General features: G+C 65.2%; 18 protein-coding genes. 11 read left to right on the top strand and 7 right to left on the bottom strand.

The window, feature by feature from the left end:
* The first annotated feature begins 25 nt into the window (after positions 1-25).
* From ybiB to ASC45_RS12545, 9 genes are all read left to right on the top strand, one after another.
* On the top strand, positions 26-1096 hold the full coding sequence (ybiB, locus tag ASC45_RS12585) for a DNA-binding protein YbiB (protein ID WP_055451380.1): 1071 nt from the start codon (positions 26-28) through the stop codon (positions 1094-1096).
* Positions 1080-1880, top strand: a complete 801-nt coding sequence (gene cobA / locus ASC45_RS12580) for a uroporphyrinogen-III C-methyltransferase (RefSeq protein WP_055451379.1) — start codon at positions 1080-1082, stop codon at positions 1878-1880. The genes ybiB and cobA overlap by 17 nt, the downstream gene beginning before the upstream one ends.
* Before the next feature lie 399 nt (positions 1881-2279).
* Complete coding sequence (locus ASC45_RS12575; protein WP_245610058.1) at positions 2280-4001, top strand: chloride channel protein; 1722 nt, start codon at positions 2280-2282, stop codon at positions 3999-4001.
* Positions 4002-4183: 182 nt separating this feature from the next.
* Complete coding sequence (gene folE, locus ASC45_RS12570) at positions 4184-4909, top strand: GTP cyclohydrolase I (protein WP_055451409.1); 726 nt, start codon at positions 4184-4186, stop codon at positions 4907-4909.
* Positions 4910-4919: 10 nt separating this feature from the next.
* Positions 4920-5642: a ferredoxin--NADP reductase gene (locus tag ASC45_RS12565; protein WP_055451377.1), complete on the top strand. Its 723-nt coding sequence runs from the start codon at positions 4920-4922 to the stop codon at positions 5640-5642.
* Between the two features lie 5 nt (positions 5643-5647).
* Entirely contained in the window at positions 5648-6355 is a 708-nt protein-coding gene (locus ASC45_RS12560) for an RNA polymerase sigma factor (RefSeq protein ID WP_055451376.1), read from the top strand.
* Positions 6356-6393: 38 nt separating this feature from the next.
* Entirely contained in the window at positions 6394-7197 is an 804-nt protein-coding gene (locus tag ASC45_RS12555; RefSeq protein WP_211263364.1) for a hypothetical protein, read from the top strand.
* Positions 7194-7448: a hypothetical protein gene (locus ASC45_RS12550; RefSeq protein ID WP_055451374.1), complete on the top strand. Its 255-nt coding sequence runs from the start codon at positions 7194-7196 to the stop codon at positions 7446-7448. The genes ASC45_RS12555 and ASC45_RS12550 overlap by 4 nt, the downstream gene beginning before the upstream one ends.
* Before the next feature lie 38 nt (positions 7449-7486).
* Positions 7487-7675, top strand: a complete 189-nt coding sequence (locus ASC45_RS12545) for a hypothetical protein (RefSeq protein WP_141655788.1) — start codon at positions 7487-7489, stop codon at positions 7673-7675.
* Positions 7676-7810: 135 nt separating this feature from the next.
* Here the strand turns inward: ASC45_RS12545 and ASC45_RS12540 are convergent, their stop codons facing one another.
* Together ASC45_RS12540 and ASC45_RS12535 are read right to left on the bottom strand one after the other, a co-directional pair.
* A complete protein-coding gene (locus ASC45_RS12540; RefSeq protein ID WP_055451372.1) occupies positions 7811-8170 on the bottom strand; it encodes a group I truncated hemoglobin in 360 nt (119 codons plus the stop codon).
* 90 nt (positions 8171-8260) lie between these two features.
* A complete protein-coding gene (locus ASC45_RS12535) occupies positions 8261-9127 on the bottom strand; it encodes a class I SAM-dependent methyltransferase (protein WP_082454398.1) in 867 nt (288 codons plus the stop codon).
* A 156-nt stretch (positions 9128-9283) separates the two neighbouring features.
* On the opposite strand from ASC45_RS12535, the gene ASC45_RS12530 reads away from it, so the two are divergent.
* Positions 9284-10300 carry an AraC family transcriptional regulator gene (locus ASC45_RS12530; RefSeq protein WP_055451371.1) on the top strand — a complete coding sequence of 339 codons (1017 nt, stop codon included), beginning with the start codon at positions 9284-9286 and terminating at the stop codon, positions 10298-10300.
* A 35-nt stretch (positions 10301-10335) separates the two neighbouring features.
* On the opposite strand, the gene ASC45_RS12525 is transcribed toward ASC45_RS12530, so the two are convergent.
* Entirely contained in the window at positions 10336-11061 is a 726-nt protein-coding gene (locus ASC45_RS12525) for a hypothetical protein (RefSeq protein ID WP_141655786.1), read from the bottom strand.
* 136 nt (positions 11062-11197) lie between these two features.
* The gene (locus tag ASC45_RS12520) at positions 11198-11737 is read right to left on the bottom strand and encodes a hemerythrin domain-containing protein (protein ID WP_055451369.1); all 540 of its coding nucleotides are present in this window, start codon (positions 11735-11737) and stop codon (positions 11198-11200) included.
* Between the two features lie 92 nt (positions 11738-11829).
* On the opposite strand from ASC45_RS12520, the gene ASC45_RS12515 reads away from it, so the two are divergent.
* Complete coding sequence (locus ASC45_RS12515) at positions 11830-12192, top strand: DUF488 domain-containing protein (protein ID WP_055451368.1); 363 nt, start codon at positions 11830-11832, stop codon at positions 12190-12192.
* A gap of 175 nt (positions 12193-12367) precedes the next feature.
* Here the strand turns inward: ASC45_RS12515 and ASC45_RS15765 are convergent, their stop codons facing one another.
* The 3 genes from ASC45_RS15765 to sufT are packed head-to-tail and all read right to left on the bottom strand — an operon-like array spanning position 12368 to position 13909.
* Positions 12368-12850 (bottom strand): hypothetical protein, encoded by a 483-nt coding sequence (locus ASC45_RS15765; RefSeq protein ID WP_156346984.1) that lies wholly within the window; start codon positions 12848-12850, stop codon positions 12368-12370.
* An 8-nt stretch (positions 12851-12858) separates the two neighbouring features.
* Entirely contained in the window at positions 12859-13290 is a 432-nt protein-coding gene (locus ASC45_RS12505; protein WP_055451366.1) for an RrF2 family transcriptional regulator, read from the bottom strand.
* Between the two features lie 58 nt (positions 13291-13348).
* The gene (sufT, locus tag ASC45_RS12500; protein ID WP_055451365.1) at positions 13349-13909 is read right to left on the bottom strand and encodes a putative Fe-S cluster assembly protein SufT; all 561 of its coding nucleotides are present in this window, start codon (positions 13907-13909) and stop codon (positions 13349-13351) included.

Raw genomic sequence — 13909 nt, 5'->3', positions numbered from 1 at the left:
GCGAATCGATCAGGAGGACGTCGCCATGTTCAACCCCGCAGCCTCACACCCTATCGCGCTGGACACCGGGCCGGGCCGCTTTAACCCGGACGTCGTGCCCATGCTGCGCCTCATCGGCCGCGGCGCCCACGGCAGCCGCAGTCTGGAGCGCGAGCAGGCCCGCACCCTCATGGGCTGGCTGCTGCGACGCGAACTGTCCGACGCGCAGCTCGGCGCGGTGCTGCTGTCTCTGCGCATGAAGGGCGAGAGCGCCGAAGAACTCGAAGGCTTCGCCCTGGCCGTGCGCGACGCCATGCCGCACATGCATGTGCGCACCAAACGCCAGGTAGTGGTCATCCCCAGCGCCAACGGTGCGCGCCGCCTGCCCAACCAGGTGCCGCTGCTGGCCTCGCTGCTGCGCGAGCAGGGCATGCCCGTGCTGGTGATCGACGCCCCGTCCGCCGAGTCGGGCCGCCTGTCCACCGCGCCGCTGTGGCAGGAGCTGGGCATGCGTATCGCCAACAGTGTGGAAGAAGCGCAGCACGCGCTCGAACAGAACGACGCGGTACTGCTGCCCCTGTCCACGCTCAGCCCGGCACTCGACCGCCTGCTGCAATGGCGCCATGTGCTCGGCGTGCGCAACGGCGGGCATTCGGTGGTCAAGATGCTCAACCCGCTGCAGTCGCCCAGCCTGCTGGTGACCGCCTACACCCATCCGGAATATGCGCGACTGATGCAGGACGTGTTGCTTGCGCTGCGCCAGCCCACCCTGTTGATGCGCGGCTGCGAGGGCGAGGCCGTGGCCCATCCCAACCGCGATGCGGAGCGACTGGGTCTGCATGCCGATGGACAGGTTCAGACCTGGCCCGTCGGGGCACCCTTCACGCCGCCAACCGACCTGCCCGACGGCCTCGATCTGCGCGCCAGCGCCCAATGGATTCACGCCATTCTCGATGGCTACAGACTCCCGCCCGAGCCCCTGGCGCGACAGGCCGCCTGCATCCGCGCCATGTGCGAATCCTTCGCTGGCTCGGGCGCAGCCTCCGCCCGCGTGCGCGCCCTGGGTGCCGCCACGTCACCACTGACCACGAGTCCACGCCATGTCCCAACCCCTTGAAATCGCCCGCCCCCCCGTTTACCTCGTCGGCGCCGGTCCGGGAGACCCGGAGCTGCTCACCCTCAAGGCGGTGCGCGTCTTGCAGCAAGCCAGCGTGGCGCTCGTGGACGATCTGGTCAGCGATGCTTGCCTCCAGCATCTGCCAGCAGACTGCCGCATCGTGCATGTCGGCAAGCGCGGAGGCTGCGCCAGTACCCCGCAAGCCTTCATCGAGAAGCTGATGGTGAGTGAAGCGCTGCGCGGCGCGCGGGTGGTGCGCATCAAGGGGGGCGACCCGCTGCTGTTCGGCCGTGGGGGCGAAGAAATCGAAGCGCTCCGAGCTGCGGGCATCGCCGTCGAAGTCGTGCCCGGCATCACGGCAGGCGTTGCCGCGGCGGCGTCGTCGAACCTCTCGCTCACGCATCGCGAGCATGCCCGCGGCGTCGCCTTCGTGACAGGCCATGCCGCGGCCGACAACCATGTGGACTGGGCCGCGCTGGCCCGCAGTGGACTGACCCTGGTGATCTACATGGGTGTGTCCACGGTTCAGACCATCGAGCAGTCCTTGCTCGAAGGGGGCATGGCGACTCACACTCCTGTCTTGCTGGTGCAGTCGGCGAGTTGCGCGGCCGAGCGCCGCCTGCGTACCCGCCTGGGCTGGCTGTCGCAAAGCCTTGAAGCAAGCGGTTTGACCAGCCCCTGCGTCATGATCGTCGGCGACGTCGCCGAGAGTGCGATGGGGTCCGACGTCGCACAATTCCTGGCCGCAGAATTGCAGGAAGCCGCGTTGAGTCGGGTCGCCTAGGAGCCGCCGGGCTTGAGGAGCTGGGCGCGAGTCGCATGCACTGAGCATGTGCGTCGACGACCCAGCTATCCACGACAGGACGGCCGTCGCAGCGGGGGCGCGCGGCTACGAAGCCCTCGATCCCGAAGGCCATGTCTGGTCTTTCGGCAAAGACCGCTTCTACGCGGCGTTGTGGCATCGGTAGCGCTTTTTCGCAGCGTTTCGATACAACCGGACAGCCAAGGATTCGGTATTCTGAACTCACGGACCGAGCTGAGGCCAGATCGGTCGCGGTTTGGACACGATCTTTCAACCGATCCGACCGACATGGCCCTTTCAAAGCCCACGACCGCGCGTCCTGAGGAATATTCACTGGACGTCCCGCTGCAATCCGCTCACATCGGCACCCATTCGAGCGGTGTGAATCGACGCACCCTGTTCATCTGCCTGTTGGCCATCGGCGTCGGCGTCATAGCCAGCTTCATTGCCCAGGCCTTGCTGGCCCTGATCGGTCTCATCACCCACCTGGCCTTTCAGGGGCGCATCGGCTGGACGTTGACTGATCCGGCGCACAACAGTCTTGGCGCCTGGGTCATCGCCGTGCCCGTGGTCGGGGCGCTGATCGTCGGCTTCATGGCGCGGTACGGCTCACCGGCGATTCGGGGGCATGGCATCCCCGAAGCCATGGAGCAAATCTTGCTCAACCGCAGCCGCATCCCGCTGCGCGTACTTATCCTCAAGCCCTTGTCGGCAGCGATCTCCATTGGCACGGGCGGCCCGTTCGGCGCCGAGGGGCCGATCATCGCTACCGGCGGCGCCCTTGGTTCGGTACTGGGGCAATGGATTCCGCTGACCCCCGACGAGCGCAAGGTCTTGCTCGCTGCGGGCGCCGCGGCCGGTATGACGGCAGTCTTCGGAACGCCGCTGGCTTCCGTGGCGCTGGCCATCGAACTGCTGTTGTTCGAATACCGCCCGGCGTCGTTTCTGCCCGTGCTGCTTGCCTGTGGCGCGGCGGCCGTGACGCGTGCGATTTTCGATGGATTCACTCCATTCTTTTCCATCCCACCGCTGGCTTTGCCGCATGCGGGGGCCATCTTTGCTTGTTTGCCCCTGGGGGCCGTCGTGGGCCTGGTCGCGGTGCTCATCACCCGCGCGGTGTATGCCGTCGAAGACGCCTTTGAACATCTCCCATTGCACTGGATGTGGTGGCCCGCGCTGGGCGCCGTGGCGGTGGGGCTGATCGGCTGGTGGCAGCCGCGCACCCTGGGTGTGGGTTACGGCAACATCACCGATGCGCTTTCGGGCACGGTCTTGGTTGGTTCGGCGCTGTGGCTCCTGGGCGCTGCCAAACTGGTGTCGTGGACCATCGCCCTGGGCAGCGGCACCTCGGGCGGCACACTTGCCCCCTTGATGACCGTGGGCGCCTGCCTTGGCGCCGCACTGGGCCATGCCGTGGCGGCACTGTTTCCACAGATCGGTCTCAGTCCAGAGCTGGCGGCGCTGGTGGGGATGGCGGCGGTGTTCGCCGGTGCATCGCGCGCCTTGTTCATGTCCGTATTGTTCGCGCTGGAAACCACTTGGCAGATGCCTGCCCTTCTGCCGCTGCTCATTGGCTGCGGTGCCGCCTATCTGGTCTCCATCCTGTTGATGCCGCAGACCATCATGACCGAGAAAATCGCGCGCCGTGGGGTGCGCGTGCCAACCGACTACACCGCGGATCTCTTTTCCCAGGCCTTGGTGCGCGACCATGCCAGTCACGCTCCGATCACGCTGCGTGCGACGCAAACAGTGGCACAAGTGCGTGCCTGGCTGGAGGTCGATGCCGACGGCAGCAGGCACCAGGGGTATGCCGTGCTCGATGAGGTCGACCATATCGTTGGCGTGGTGACGCGAAAGGATGTCTTCAGAAGTGGGACGAACCCAGCACAGCCTCTGTCTTCGCTGATCACCCGGCGGCCCCTTTGTGTGCACCCCCAGAACACCTTGGCCGAAGCCCTGCGGCTGATGACGGTCGAGGACATCGGTCGCCTGCCCGTCGTCAGTGGCGCGAACGGCAGCCGCGTGATCGGCATGCTCACGCGCAGCGATCTGTTGAAAGCTTGGCGCGAGCGCCACCTCGATCAGACGGTCATGGGGCGTTGAGGGCGAGGTTGGGCATTTGCGCCCTTGTGGTGAGCCTGCCTTCGGTCGGCCGAGTTGCGCTCGACAGCGCGCAGCGCTGCGCGAAGCGCATGGGTCGTCGGCGATGCCTTCGCCTATCCTTGGGAACGCCTGCGTCGTCCGCTCCATCCAATGGTCAGAAGCGTTGTTTGAGGAGTTTGACCGTGTCTTCGATCGCACCCATCGATAGCCTGGAAGCCGATCGCCATGCCGCTTCGGCGGCGGTGTCGGATCGGATTCGCCGCCGATTGATCGAGGCGAGACAACGCTTTCACGCCAACGACAACATCTCGGCCTTCATCGGGCAAGGCGAACTCGACGAACTTCGCGCAGAAGTGCAGAGCAGGCTGCACGAGGTGCTGCAAGCCCTTGTGATCGACACCGAGAGTGACCACAACACGGCCGATACCGCCCGGCGTGTGGCCAGGATGTTCGTCGATGAAGTGTTTCACGGCCGCTACGCGCCAGCGCCGGAGGTCACCGCCTTCCCCAATGTTTCACGGCTCAACGAGCTCCTGATCGTGGGCCCGGTCAGCGTGCGCAGCGCCTGCTCGCATCACTTGTGCCCCATCCTGGGGAAGATCTGGATCGGCGTGCTGCCCAATGCAGCCTCCGACTTGATCGGCCTGTCCAAGTACGCAAGGCTGGTCAACTGGGTGATGAGTCGACCTCAGATTCAGGAGGAGGCCGTGGTCATGCTGGCCGATGAACTGGAGCGGCGCATTCGCCCGGATGGCCTGGCCGTCATCATGGAGGCCAACCACTTTTGCCTGCACTGGCGCGGTGTGAAGGATGCCGACGCCCTCATGAAGAGCTCGGTCATGCGCGGCAGTTTTCTGAAGGACGCCGTGCTGCGCAGCGAGTTTCTCAACTTGATGCGCCAACCTTGAAGGAACAGCCATGATCCAAGACAGCAAGATACTTTCTCGGCAGGAAGTGGCGCAGGGCACGATGGCGTTTCATCTGGCCAAACCAAGCGGATTTTCATTTCGCCCTGGGCAGGCCTTTGAAGTCCTGCTCCCCAACGCTGCACCAGAAGCCAGCGGCGAGGACCGCGGCCATGCCTTTTCCATCGTCAGCGCGCCGCATGAAGAGGAACTGGTCTTTGCCACGCGCATGCGCGACAGCGCCTACAAGCGTGCGCTTCGCGCCCTGCCCGACGGGGCCGAACTGGACATCGACGGGCCGTTCGGTTCGCTGATCCTGCACAAAAACCCGGCGCGCGCCGGCGTGATGATTGCCGGCGGTATCGGCATCACCCCCTTCATGAGCATGATTCGCCACGCCAGGCACAACCCGTCCGAGCAGCCGCTGGCACTGCTGTATTCCAACCGCCGACCAGAAGATGCCGCTTTCCTGGACGAACTGCAGGTGTACGCGCGCACGCTCCGCTCTTTTGCCTTGCACGCCACCATGACGGACATGGCAAACTCGACGCGGCCCTGGGATGGCGCTACCGGCCTGATCGATGCGGCTTTCGTCCACCGTGCCACGGCGCAGTTGCCCGATCCCATCTTTTACGTCAGCGGCCCGCCCGGCATGGTGCAGGCGATGCGGCATACCCTGGAGCAGGCGGGCATCGACGACGAGGATGTGCGCAGCGAGGAATTCTTTGGATACTGACCCTCATGCCCCGGAACCCACAGCAGGCCGACGCCCCCATCACCAGCCGCACCCCCGAGCCTGAGCTGATTGCCCGCGCCGCCGGTGGCGATGCCGTTGCGTTTGAGGCCATCATGCGGCGCCACAACCGGCTCCTGTTTCGTACCGCGCGCAGTATCGTGAAAGACGATGCGGAAGCCGAGGATGTGCTGCAGGAGGCCTACCTGCGCGCCTGGCAGGCCTTGGCGACTTTTCGGGCCGATGCCAAGTTGTCAACCTGGCTGGTGCGTGTCGTCGCCAACCAAGCGCTGGGTCGCCTGCGCAGACAACGCGCCGACATCATTCCCCTGGAGGCCGCCATGTCCGCGCCTGACCAAGACATCCAGACCAGACTCACCGCGAGAGCCGTCGACTCTCCGGAGTCGCAAACCGAGCGCGTCATGCTGCGTCGCATTCTGGAGTCGCGCATCGACGCGCTGCCAGAGGCGTTCCGCACGGTTTTCATGCTACGCGCCGTGGAGGAGATGGATGTCGCCGAAATCGCGCAAGCTCTGGACATTCCGGAAGCCACTGTGCGCACCCGCTTCTTCCGCGCGCGCAGCCTGTTGCGTGAAGGGCTGGCCAGCACCGTCGACAAGACCTTGCTGGATGCATTTGCATTCGATGGCGCGCGCTGTGATCGCATCGTTGCGGGTGTCCTGACCGGATCGGCATCCCTACAATTCAAGGCCTGAGTGCAGATTCCGGCTTCACGGATGCGACTGGAGGTGACATGACAAGACTGGCCATGATCTGTCTGTTCGCATGGTTCATCCTGTTCGGCGCGGCGGCGAGCGCTTCTGCGGCCACCACCGTTCAGGTGGTGGGTACCGAGCCCGCGGGCGAAAACATCACGCTCGGTCGCAACCAGAACTTCTATCTGCGGCTCCAATACCAGAGCGACCAGCCGGTGCACATCTGGGCACGACCCTACTATCAAGGCGAGCCAGCCGACGCCGGCAACAATCCGTCGCGCGTCTATCCCGCTGGCAGCGGCGAGGCCCTGGGCTGGTTCTTTCTGTTCAAGCCCGGCGACCGCGTGGATGAGGTGCGCATCACTGCCGGCGATGGCTCGCTGGCCGGAACGTCGGTGGTGGCGACCTACCCGGTGCAGATCATCGGCGGTGATGCGCCTGCCGTCAGCCAGAACACGCCGGATTGGGTGAGTCGGCTTGGCGCGCAAGACAAGGCCGCGCGTCAGGCCGCTTACGCCCAGCAGATGAACACGCCCGTGTCCGCAGGCGATGTCGGTCTGTTCAACGGGTTCATGCTGACCATGCTTGCCATCGGTATGGCCGGTTTCGCCGCCCCCGCCTGGGGACTGTGGCGCTGGCAGGGCGGCTGGCGGATGGCGGCGGCGGTGCCAGCCATCATCATGGGTTTTGTGGTGCTGCGGATCATCGTCGATACCCAACGCGATCCGACCTCGCACAATTTGTGGCCGTTCGAGATCCTCATGGCCGGTGCGCTTAGCGCAGCCATCATGGGCGGTCTGAAGCTCGCCAGAAAATACTTCGGCGAGGATGCGTCATCATGATGCCCCATGGCCTGAGTGTGGCCTTTCTGCTGGGTTTTGGCGCTGGATTGCTGGCAGTGGCGTATCAGGGTTATCAAGTGGGTGAATTGCCTGCGGGAACCAGTTTCTGGCGGGCTTATCGCCCCAACCGGGAAGACAATCCACTGGCGTTTCACTTTTTTCTGCTGCTGTATGTTTGCGCTGGCCTGGCGCTGTGCGTGTGGGGCCTGCTCGCTCTGCTGGGCATGGCGCCTGATCTGAAATGGCGATGATGGGAAGCCCGAGCGCCGACAGGCGCAGGCTTCACCTCATGAACAGCGGTCGTTTACATGCGGTTGCGCTGCACGTTTTCACCCTGCTTGCAGCGGTGCGCCTTTTTACCGGCACGCTGGGGATCGTCTGCGGGTGGGTGCTGGGCTTGCTCACCGGGTGGATCGATGCCTGCCGAAACGTGGCAGACAGACTTTATCCGCTCCTGCGGTCACCGGTGCGTTGGTGATCGTCAGCCTTTGTATCCCGCAGCCGCCTTGGCGGGTATTCATCGTGGGCGTGACAGGGGGCCGTGGCTTGTGGGGTGGAAAGAAGTCAATCAGTAAGGCTTCCGGCTGACGCTCGGCGGACAGCTTGGGCGAACTTACACGCGAATGATGTCGCCCTTGAGCGAGTAGAGAATGGCGATCACCTCGCCTTTTGTTGCGTCATCCACGCCTTCGTGCGTCATCCCCGCGACAATATCGTCCATGACCGCGAGGTACTCCTGTTCGCTGATGTTCATGCCTTTGTGCGCCTCCAGCATGTCCTTGCCCGTATAGGCTTGCGGACCTCCCGCGCCGGCGCACATGAACTCCACTCCCATGCGTTTGGCATGGTCGATGTCCTTGACGTTCTCGAAGCGGGCCTTGATGGCAGGGTTGGCGAGATGGGCGGCGACGAAATCATCGACGATGCGGGTGATTCCTTCTTTCCCATTCAGTCGTTGATAGAGCGTTTCCATGACGGTCTCCTTATTGCAGGCCGCAGCAGCAACGCAGACAGCGGTCATTGCGGCGGATGCCGCTGTCCGAAGCGGAGGTTTGCGTCGACATCACTGCCGGACGATGACGACCTCCAGGTAGTCGCTCGGCACCACGAGCGAATGCGCGCCGCCGCTGTTGTGGCGTTCGAGCAGGGCGAGGATGTCCGCCTCCAGCCGGGCGCGGTCCTCCGGCGCGAGCGCGGCGAAGGTCTTGTGCAGCGGACCGTAGTAGGTGCGGAAGACTTCGAGCCAGTGCTCCGGCGAGCGGTAGCGGAAAGTGAAGCTGATGTGCTGGCTGGCCATGTGCGCGGCGCTGGGACCGAAGAGTTCGACGAGGTACGGCTCGCTGCCCCACAGCGCGGGCGATTGCACGCCCGGCGGCGGCGCGATGTAACCGCCGATCAGACGGAACAGCTGACCGATGAAGCCGTCTGGCGTCCAGTTCGCCAAGCCGATCCGTCCGCCAGGACGGACCACGCGGATCAGCTCGCGCGCAGCCTGCTGGTGGTTGGGCGTGAACATGACGCCGAAGCTCGACAGCGCGACGTCGAAACTGGCGTCGGCAAACGGCAGCAATTCGGCATCGGCGGTCTGGAAGGCGATGTCCAGCGCCTCGGCCCTGGCGCGCGCTGCGCCCTTTTCCAGCAACTGCGGCACGTAGTCAGTGGACACCACGCGCGCGTTGCGGTGCGCCGCGGCAAGCGAGGCGTTGCCGTTGCCGGCGGCGACATCGAGCACGCGCTCGTCGGCGCGCACGTCGGCCGCCTCGGCGAGCCGTTCGCCGACGATCTGCAGCGTGGTGCCGAGAACGGCGTAGTCGCCGCTGGCCCAGGTGGCCTGCTGCCTGTGCTTGATCGCGGCGTAGTCGATGCCGCCGGGCGGGATGTTGGGCGGCGGGGCGCGGTGCTGCGCGGGGGCGGGGCTTGTGAGGTTCATGGCTGCTCTCCAGGGGTTGGCGGCACGATGCCGTGCCGATGAGACTATTCTCGGCAGCGCGAGCCCGCGCCGCTTCACCCGGCGTCCGCCGCATTTGACCTGGCGTCCGCAATTTCGCTTTCAGGGGTTTCGCCGCCCGGAAGAAAGGCCCAAGCCATGCGCCCTGATGCCCTGTCCGACCTGCTGCGCGCCGTGCGCATCCGCGGTGCGGTGTTCTATCACGTCAATTGCCGCTCGCCCTGGTCGGCCGAATCGCCGCCGGTGGGCGAGATCGCTGGCATCGTGCTGCCGGGCTGCGAGCACGTGATGGAGTACCACATGCTCGCGCGCGGCCACGGCTGGGCGGCGGTGCAGGGCGAGCCTCCGGTGCGGCTTGGCGCGGGCGACGTGGTGCTGTTTCCGCATGGCGACGGGCATGTGATGTCCAGCGCGCCGGGGGTGACGCCGATCCGGCGCGAGGCGGACTGGGTGTTCGCCACGCGCGACACACCCAAGCCGATGGCGGTGGCATTCCATCACGGCGTGGTCGAGCCCGGCACGCTGCCCGCATTCGAGATCGATACCGAGATCATGTGCGGCTTTCTCGGCTGCGACGCGAGGCCCTTCAACCCGCTGCTCGCCGCGCTGCCGCGCCTCTTGCATCTGCCGGCTGCGCAGGCGGGCGACACGGTGGGCCGAGTCATCGATCTGGCGGTCGCCGAATCGGACGCGGCGCGGCCCGGCAGCGGCGCGCTGCTCGAACGTTTGGCGGAAATGATGTTCGTCGACGCCGCGCGCCGCCACCTTGACAGCCTCACCGACGACGCCTCCGGCTGGCTCGCCGGCCTGCGCGACCGCCATGTCGGCCGCGCCCTCGCGCTGCTGCACGCGCAGCCACAACGCGACTGGAACGTGGACGATCTGGCGCGCGAGGCGGGACTGTCGCGTTCAGCGCTGCACGAACGCTTCGAGAAACTCCTCGGCGACACGCCGATGCGCTACCTCGCCAACTGGCGCATCCAGCTCGGCGCGCGTCTGCTGCGCGACACCCGAGCGCCGGTGGCGGCGATCGCGCTGGAGGTCGGCTACGACTCAGAAGCCGCCTTCAGCCGCGCGTTCAAACGCCTGACCGGCCAGCCACCGGCGACGTGGCGCAGAGCGCGCGCGCAGGCGGTGGTGTCGTCAGCGCGCTGAGCCGTGCGCGGCTTCAGGTATCGCCGGACCCTGCATCACTGCTCTACCCCGCTGATCCAGGCCTTGCGCATCAGCCGCCCGCACTCCGCCGATGCGTAGCCCACGCTGTTGCCGGTGGTGACGTGCGGCGCTAGGATGCCGTACAAGGTCCTGCTGGCGTCTATCCAGGGATAGAAGCCGAAGGCCCCGGCGCTGCTGAAGGCGCCGTCGCCCACCACCGGATCGGACTCGACCCAGTGGCCGAGCGCGTAGCTCCAGCTCTCGGTCTGAGGGACCGGGGTGTACAGCGCCGTGGGGCAGGTGGCGGGATTGGTGCAGACCTGGTCGGCACCCAGCATGCTGCCCAGCAACAGCTGCCCGGACAGCATCTTGCGCAGGAACACGGCGTAGGCGGCGGGCGTGGTGACCACGCCACCGGGGGGCTGCGGCTGACTGTAGGCGATGGACACTTCGCTGCCGAGCTGCGACATGATCTCGGTGGCCAACGCAGCGCTGTCCATCGGCCCCAGGCCGTTGAGGTCGGCGTGCATTTCCATGTGTCCGCCGCCGTAGGAGAAATAGCCCACGGCATTGGGCGACAGCACGCCGTTGCTCTGGTACTGCACGCAGCTGTCCACCGTCTGCATGGGCAGGCACATGCTGAGTTTGATATAGCCGCTGGTGAAGTGCAGGAAGGACACGTCGTCGGCGCTGAGCACGCCCTGCTTCTTCTGCACCACATAGGCGGCGTACATCCACTTCGACGCCGAGGCGATGCTCATCAGGCTCGACGCCGTACAGATCGGAGTGCTGCCGTTTCTGGCCCACGCAACCAGAATTTTCCCAATGAAGCCAAGCACTTAACGGTGCTTGGCTTTTTTTGTCGGCGTGGGGGCAGTTCAGGGGCGTCGAGCTATCTCAGCGCGACCGACGAGCCCGCATCGCGCTGCCGATGATTTGAAGTTGCTCGTCGCTGAGCAGACGCGTGGCAAGAGGCAGAAGCTCGGCTTCCTCGAAATCGATGTGCCGCCGATGACGTTGCACAAAATCTTCCATACTGCGCGTGTCGAGCGCGGCGGCATCGCCCATTTCGACGCGGACGAGCTGCGCATGCAGCACCTGCCACGCGGCATCAAGTTCGTGGTGTTCATGCACCACGCGTTCGCGCATGTCACGCAGGCACACCGCGTCCGAACCTGCCATGGCCTCGAACAATGCCGGGAACAGATCTTCCTCTTCATCCTGGTGGTGTTGGTGTCCTGCCGTCTCGAAATAGCGGATCACTCCGGCCGCAGCCTGCCGCGCGGCATCGTCGGCGCCATGCGCCGCCAGGTGGGCGCTCAGACGCTGCAGCGTCGCGCATTGTTTGGAGATGCGTTCATGGCAGGCCGAGAGCAGCGCCAGCGGCGCATCGAAACCTGCGTTGGCATGGCCGCCGACAAGCGTGTCGAGTGACATCGGGTTGTTCCCCTCAGAAGAGACTGGGCATCATTCAATGTGGTAACTAGAATACCTTAAATGGATGCTTGGCGAAACAATGGGGTGACATCATGGTCTGCGAGCTCGCGCTCAAACGCATCTACACCCAAGCCGACGAGCAGGACGGATTTCGCGTGCTCGTCGATCGCCTGTGGCCCCGGGGTCTGAGCAAGGACGCGGCGCGTGTCGATCTGTGGGCCAAGGAGGTCGCGCCCAGCGACGAACTGCGCCGCTGGTTTGGGCATGAACCAGGCAAGTGGGAGCCGTTTGCTCAGCGTTACCGGCGGGAGCTGACCCAGCCCGACAAGGCCTCGGCCCTCACTGCGCTGCGCCAGACGATGGGCGCGCATCACCGGGTGACCCTGCTGTATGCGGCGCATGACGAAGCACACAACAACGCCGTCGTGCTGAAAGATGTCTTGCAGCCGCGATGAGCCATCGCCTTTCGCTCCTGGTCGATCCGCCCTTTCGGCTGGATCTCACTGCATGGGCGCCGCGCCGACCAACGGCATCGATAGCTGGGATGGAAAGCGATGGCGATGGAGCAACTCGCAAGTCGTTGGGCTGGCGCCGCCGGGATGGTGTACTTCCTGCTGCTGCTCAAGCGGCTCAACGACCAGGGGTTGATCGATTCACGGAGTCATTTCGATCATGGAAACGAATGTCGACAAAACGGTTGCCACGCTGCTGCATGAACATGCGTTGATGCTGCGCGCCGTGCGCGAAATGCGGCTTGCCCTGCTGCAGGGGAGCATCGGCGATGCCTGCAAAGCCTTGGATACCTTGCAAAGGCTGCATGCGGCGCACATTGCTGTGGAGGAGGCGCATTGGATCGTGCGTCTCGGGCCAGGTGCGCGCTGGCAGCCCAAGGTTTATCTGGCAGAACATGCCAAACTCGAACAGATGATTCTGGATTGGCGACGTCGCCTGACCGCCGACGATCGCCTGGTCGTGGAGCCTCTGGATCGCCTCGAACTGCTCGATGCAAGCCTGCCGCTCCAGCATTTGCTGGAACACCACTTCGAGCGCGAGGAAAAAGGACTGTTTGTCGAGATCAATGCTTGAATCCCGCTGTTTGAGCAGGCCGCTCAAGGGCGGCTTCAAACAGCAGCGGCAACAAATCGGCGCAATCGGGGATTGAGGCAATCGGCCAGGGTGGCGGTATCGAGCTCGGCATAGAACGCCTGCCGCGCGCGCTCCAGGCGGGGGCGAAGCGCGCAGAATCCGCTGAGCAGGCAATGCCCGCCGTCGTCGCGGAAGCATTCGGTCAGCACTCCATCGTCTTCGAGCCAGGCAAGCACCTCGCCGAGCCGGATCTGGTCGGCTTTCCTGGCCAGCCTGACGCCACCGCCAGCGCCGCGCAGGGTGTCCACGAAGCCGCCGGCGGCCAGGCGCTGCAGCACCTTGACGAGATGCTCGCGCGAGATGCCCAGCTTGGCAGCGAGCTCGACGCTGGACCACTTTTCGCGCTCGCTTCCGGCCAGGACGAGCAGGGCGCGCAGGCCGAAATCGGAAAACGAGGTCAGTCGCATGGCATCATCAAAAGGAGGAACAAAGCGCGGCGATCAAACCCAAGGCGCGGCTCGCCGCTCACCACAGCCCGGATTGCAGCCGGGCAGCCTCGCTCATGCGTTCGACGCTCCACTGCGGATCCCACACCAGCTCGACATTGACGAGCTCGACCCCGGGAATGCGCAAGACCTTGTCGCGCACTTCCTGCGTCAGCACGCCGCCCATGCCGCAGCCAGGAGCGGTCAGCGTCATGTCGATGTCCACGCGCCAGCCAATGCCGGTGTCGTCTGCGGGTTGCACCTCGATGCGGTAAATCAGCCCGAGTTCGAGGATGTTGATCGGGATTTCCGGGTCGTAGCAGGTGGCCAATTGCGCGCGCACGGCGGCTTCGACCTCTTCGCGCGTGGTCGGCGCAGCGATCTCGGCGGTCTCACCGCCGTCCAGACCCAGCGCGTCGGCGTCGCGGCCGTCGATGCGGTACATGCGTCCGTCGGACACCACGGTGATGTGATGGCCCAGTCGCTGCGTGACGCGGACTTGCGTGCCCGCGAGCAGCATGCCCTGAATGCCGTCGGGAACGAGGATCGCCGCAACGTCGCGGCGCACGGTCACGAGGCCTGCATCGGTCGGCCAGTCCAT

The organism is Thiomonas bhubaneswarensis (genome assembly GCF_001418255.1).
Lineage (GTDB): Bacteria > Pseudomonadota > Gammaproteobacteria > Burkholderiales > Burkholderiaceae_C > Thiomonas > Thiomonas bhubaneswarensis.
This window is presented reverse-complemented; position numbering and strand designations above follow the sequence as displayed.

Excerpts from the sequence above, each read along its gene's own strand:
- ybiB (WP_055451380.1), top strand. The coding sequence starts at position 26 with ATGTTCAACCCCGCAGCCTCACACCCTATCGCGCTGGACACCGGGCCG.
- cobA (WP_055451379.1), top strand. The coding sequence starts at position 1,080 with ATGTCCCAACCCCTTGAAATCGCCCGCCCCCCCGTTTACCTCGTCGGC.
- ASC45_RS12565 (WP_055451377.1), top strand. The coding sequence starts at position 4,920 with ATGATCCAAGACAGCAAGATACTTTCTCGGCAGGAAGTGGCGCAGGGC.
- ASC45_RS12560 (WP_055451376.1), top strand. The coding sequence starts at position 5,648 with ATGCCCCGGAACCCACAGCAGGCCGACGCCCCCATCACCAGCCGCACC.
- ASC45_RS12555 (WP_211263364.1), top strand. The coding sequence starts at position 6,394 with ATGACAAGACTGGCCATGATCTGTCTGTTCGCATGGTTCATCCTGTTC.
- ASC45_RS12550 (WP_055451374.1), top strand. The coding sequence starts at position 7,194 with ATGATGCCCCATGGCCTGAGTGTGGCCTTTCTGCTGGGTTTTGGCGCT.
- ASC45_RS12545 (WP_141655788.1), top strand. The coding sequence starts at position 7,487 with ATGAACAGCGGTCGTTTACATGCGGTTGCGCTGCACGTTTTCACCCTG.
- ASC45_RS12540 (WP_055451372.1), bottom strand. The coding sequence starts at position 8,170 with ATGGAAACGCTCTATCAACGACTGAATGGGAAAGAAGGAATCACCCGC.
- ASC45_RS12535 (WP_082454398.1), bottom strand. The coding sequence starts at position 9,127 with ATGAACCTCACAAGCCCCGCCCCCGCGCAGCACCGCGCCCCGCCGCCC.
- ASC45_RS12530 (WP_055451371.1), top strand. The coding sequence starts at position 9,284 with ATGCGCCCTGATGCCCTGTCCGACCTGCTGCGCGCCGTGCGCATCCGC.
- ASC45_RS12525 (WP_141655786.1), bottom strand. The coding sequence starts at position 11,061 with ATGAGCATCGCCTCGGCGTCGAAGTGGATGTACGCCGCCTATGTGGTG.
- ASC45_RS12520 (WP_055451369.1), bottom strand. The coding sequence starts at position 11,737 with ATGTCACTCGACACGCTTGTCGGCGGCCATGCCAACGCAGGTTTCGAT.
- ASC45_RS12515 (WP_055451368.1), top strand. The coding sequence starts at position 11,830 with ATGGTCTGCGAGCTCGCGCTCAAACGCATCTACACCCAAGCCGACGAG.
- ASC45_RS12505 (WP_055451366.1), bottom strand. The coding sequence starts at position 13,290 with ATGCGACTGACCTCGTTTTCCGATTTCGGCCTGCGCGCCCTGCTCGTC.
- sufT (WP_055451365.1), bottom strand. The coding sequence starts at position 13,909 with ATGGACTGGCCGACCGATGCAGGCCTCGTGACCGTGCGCCGCGACGTT.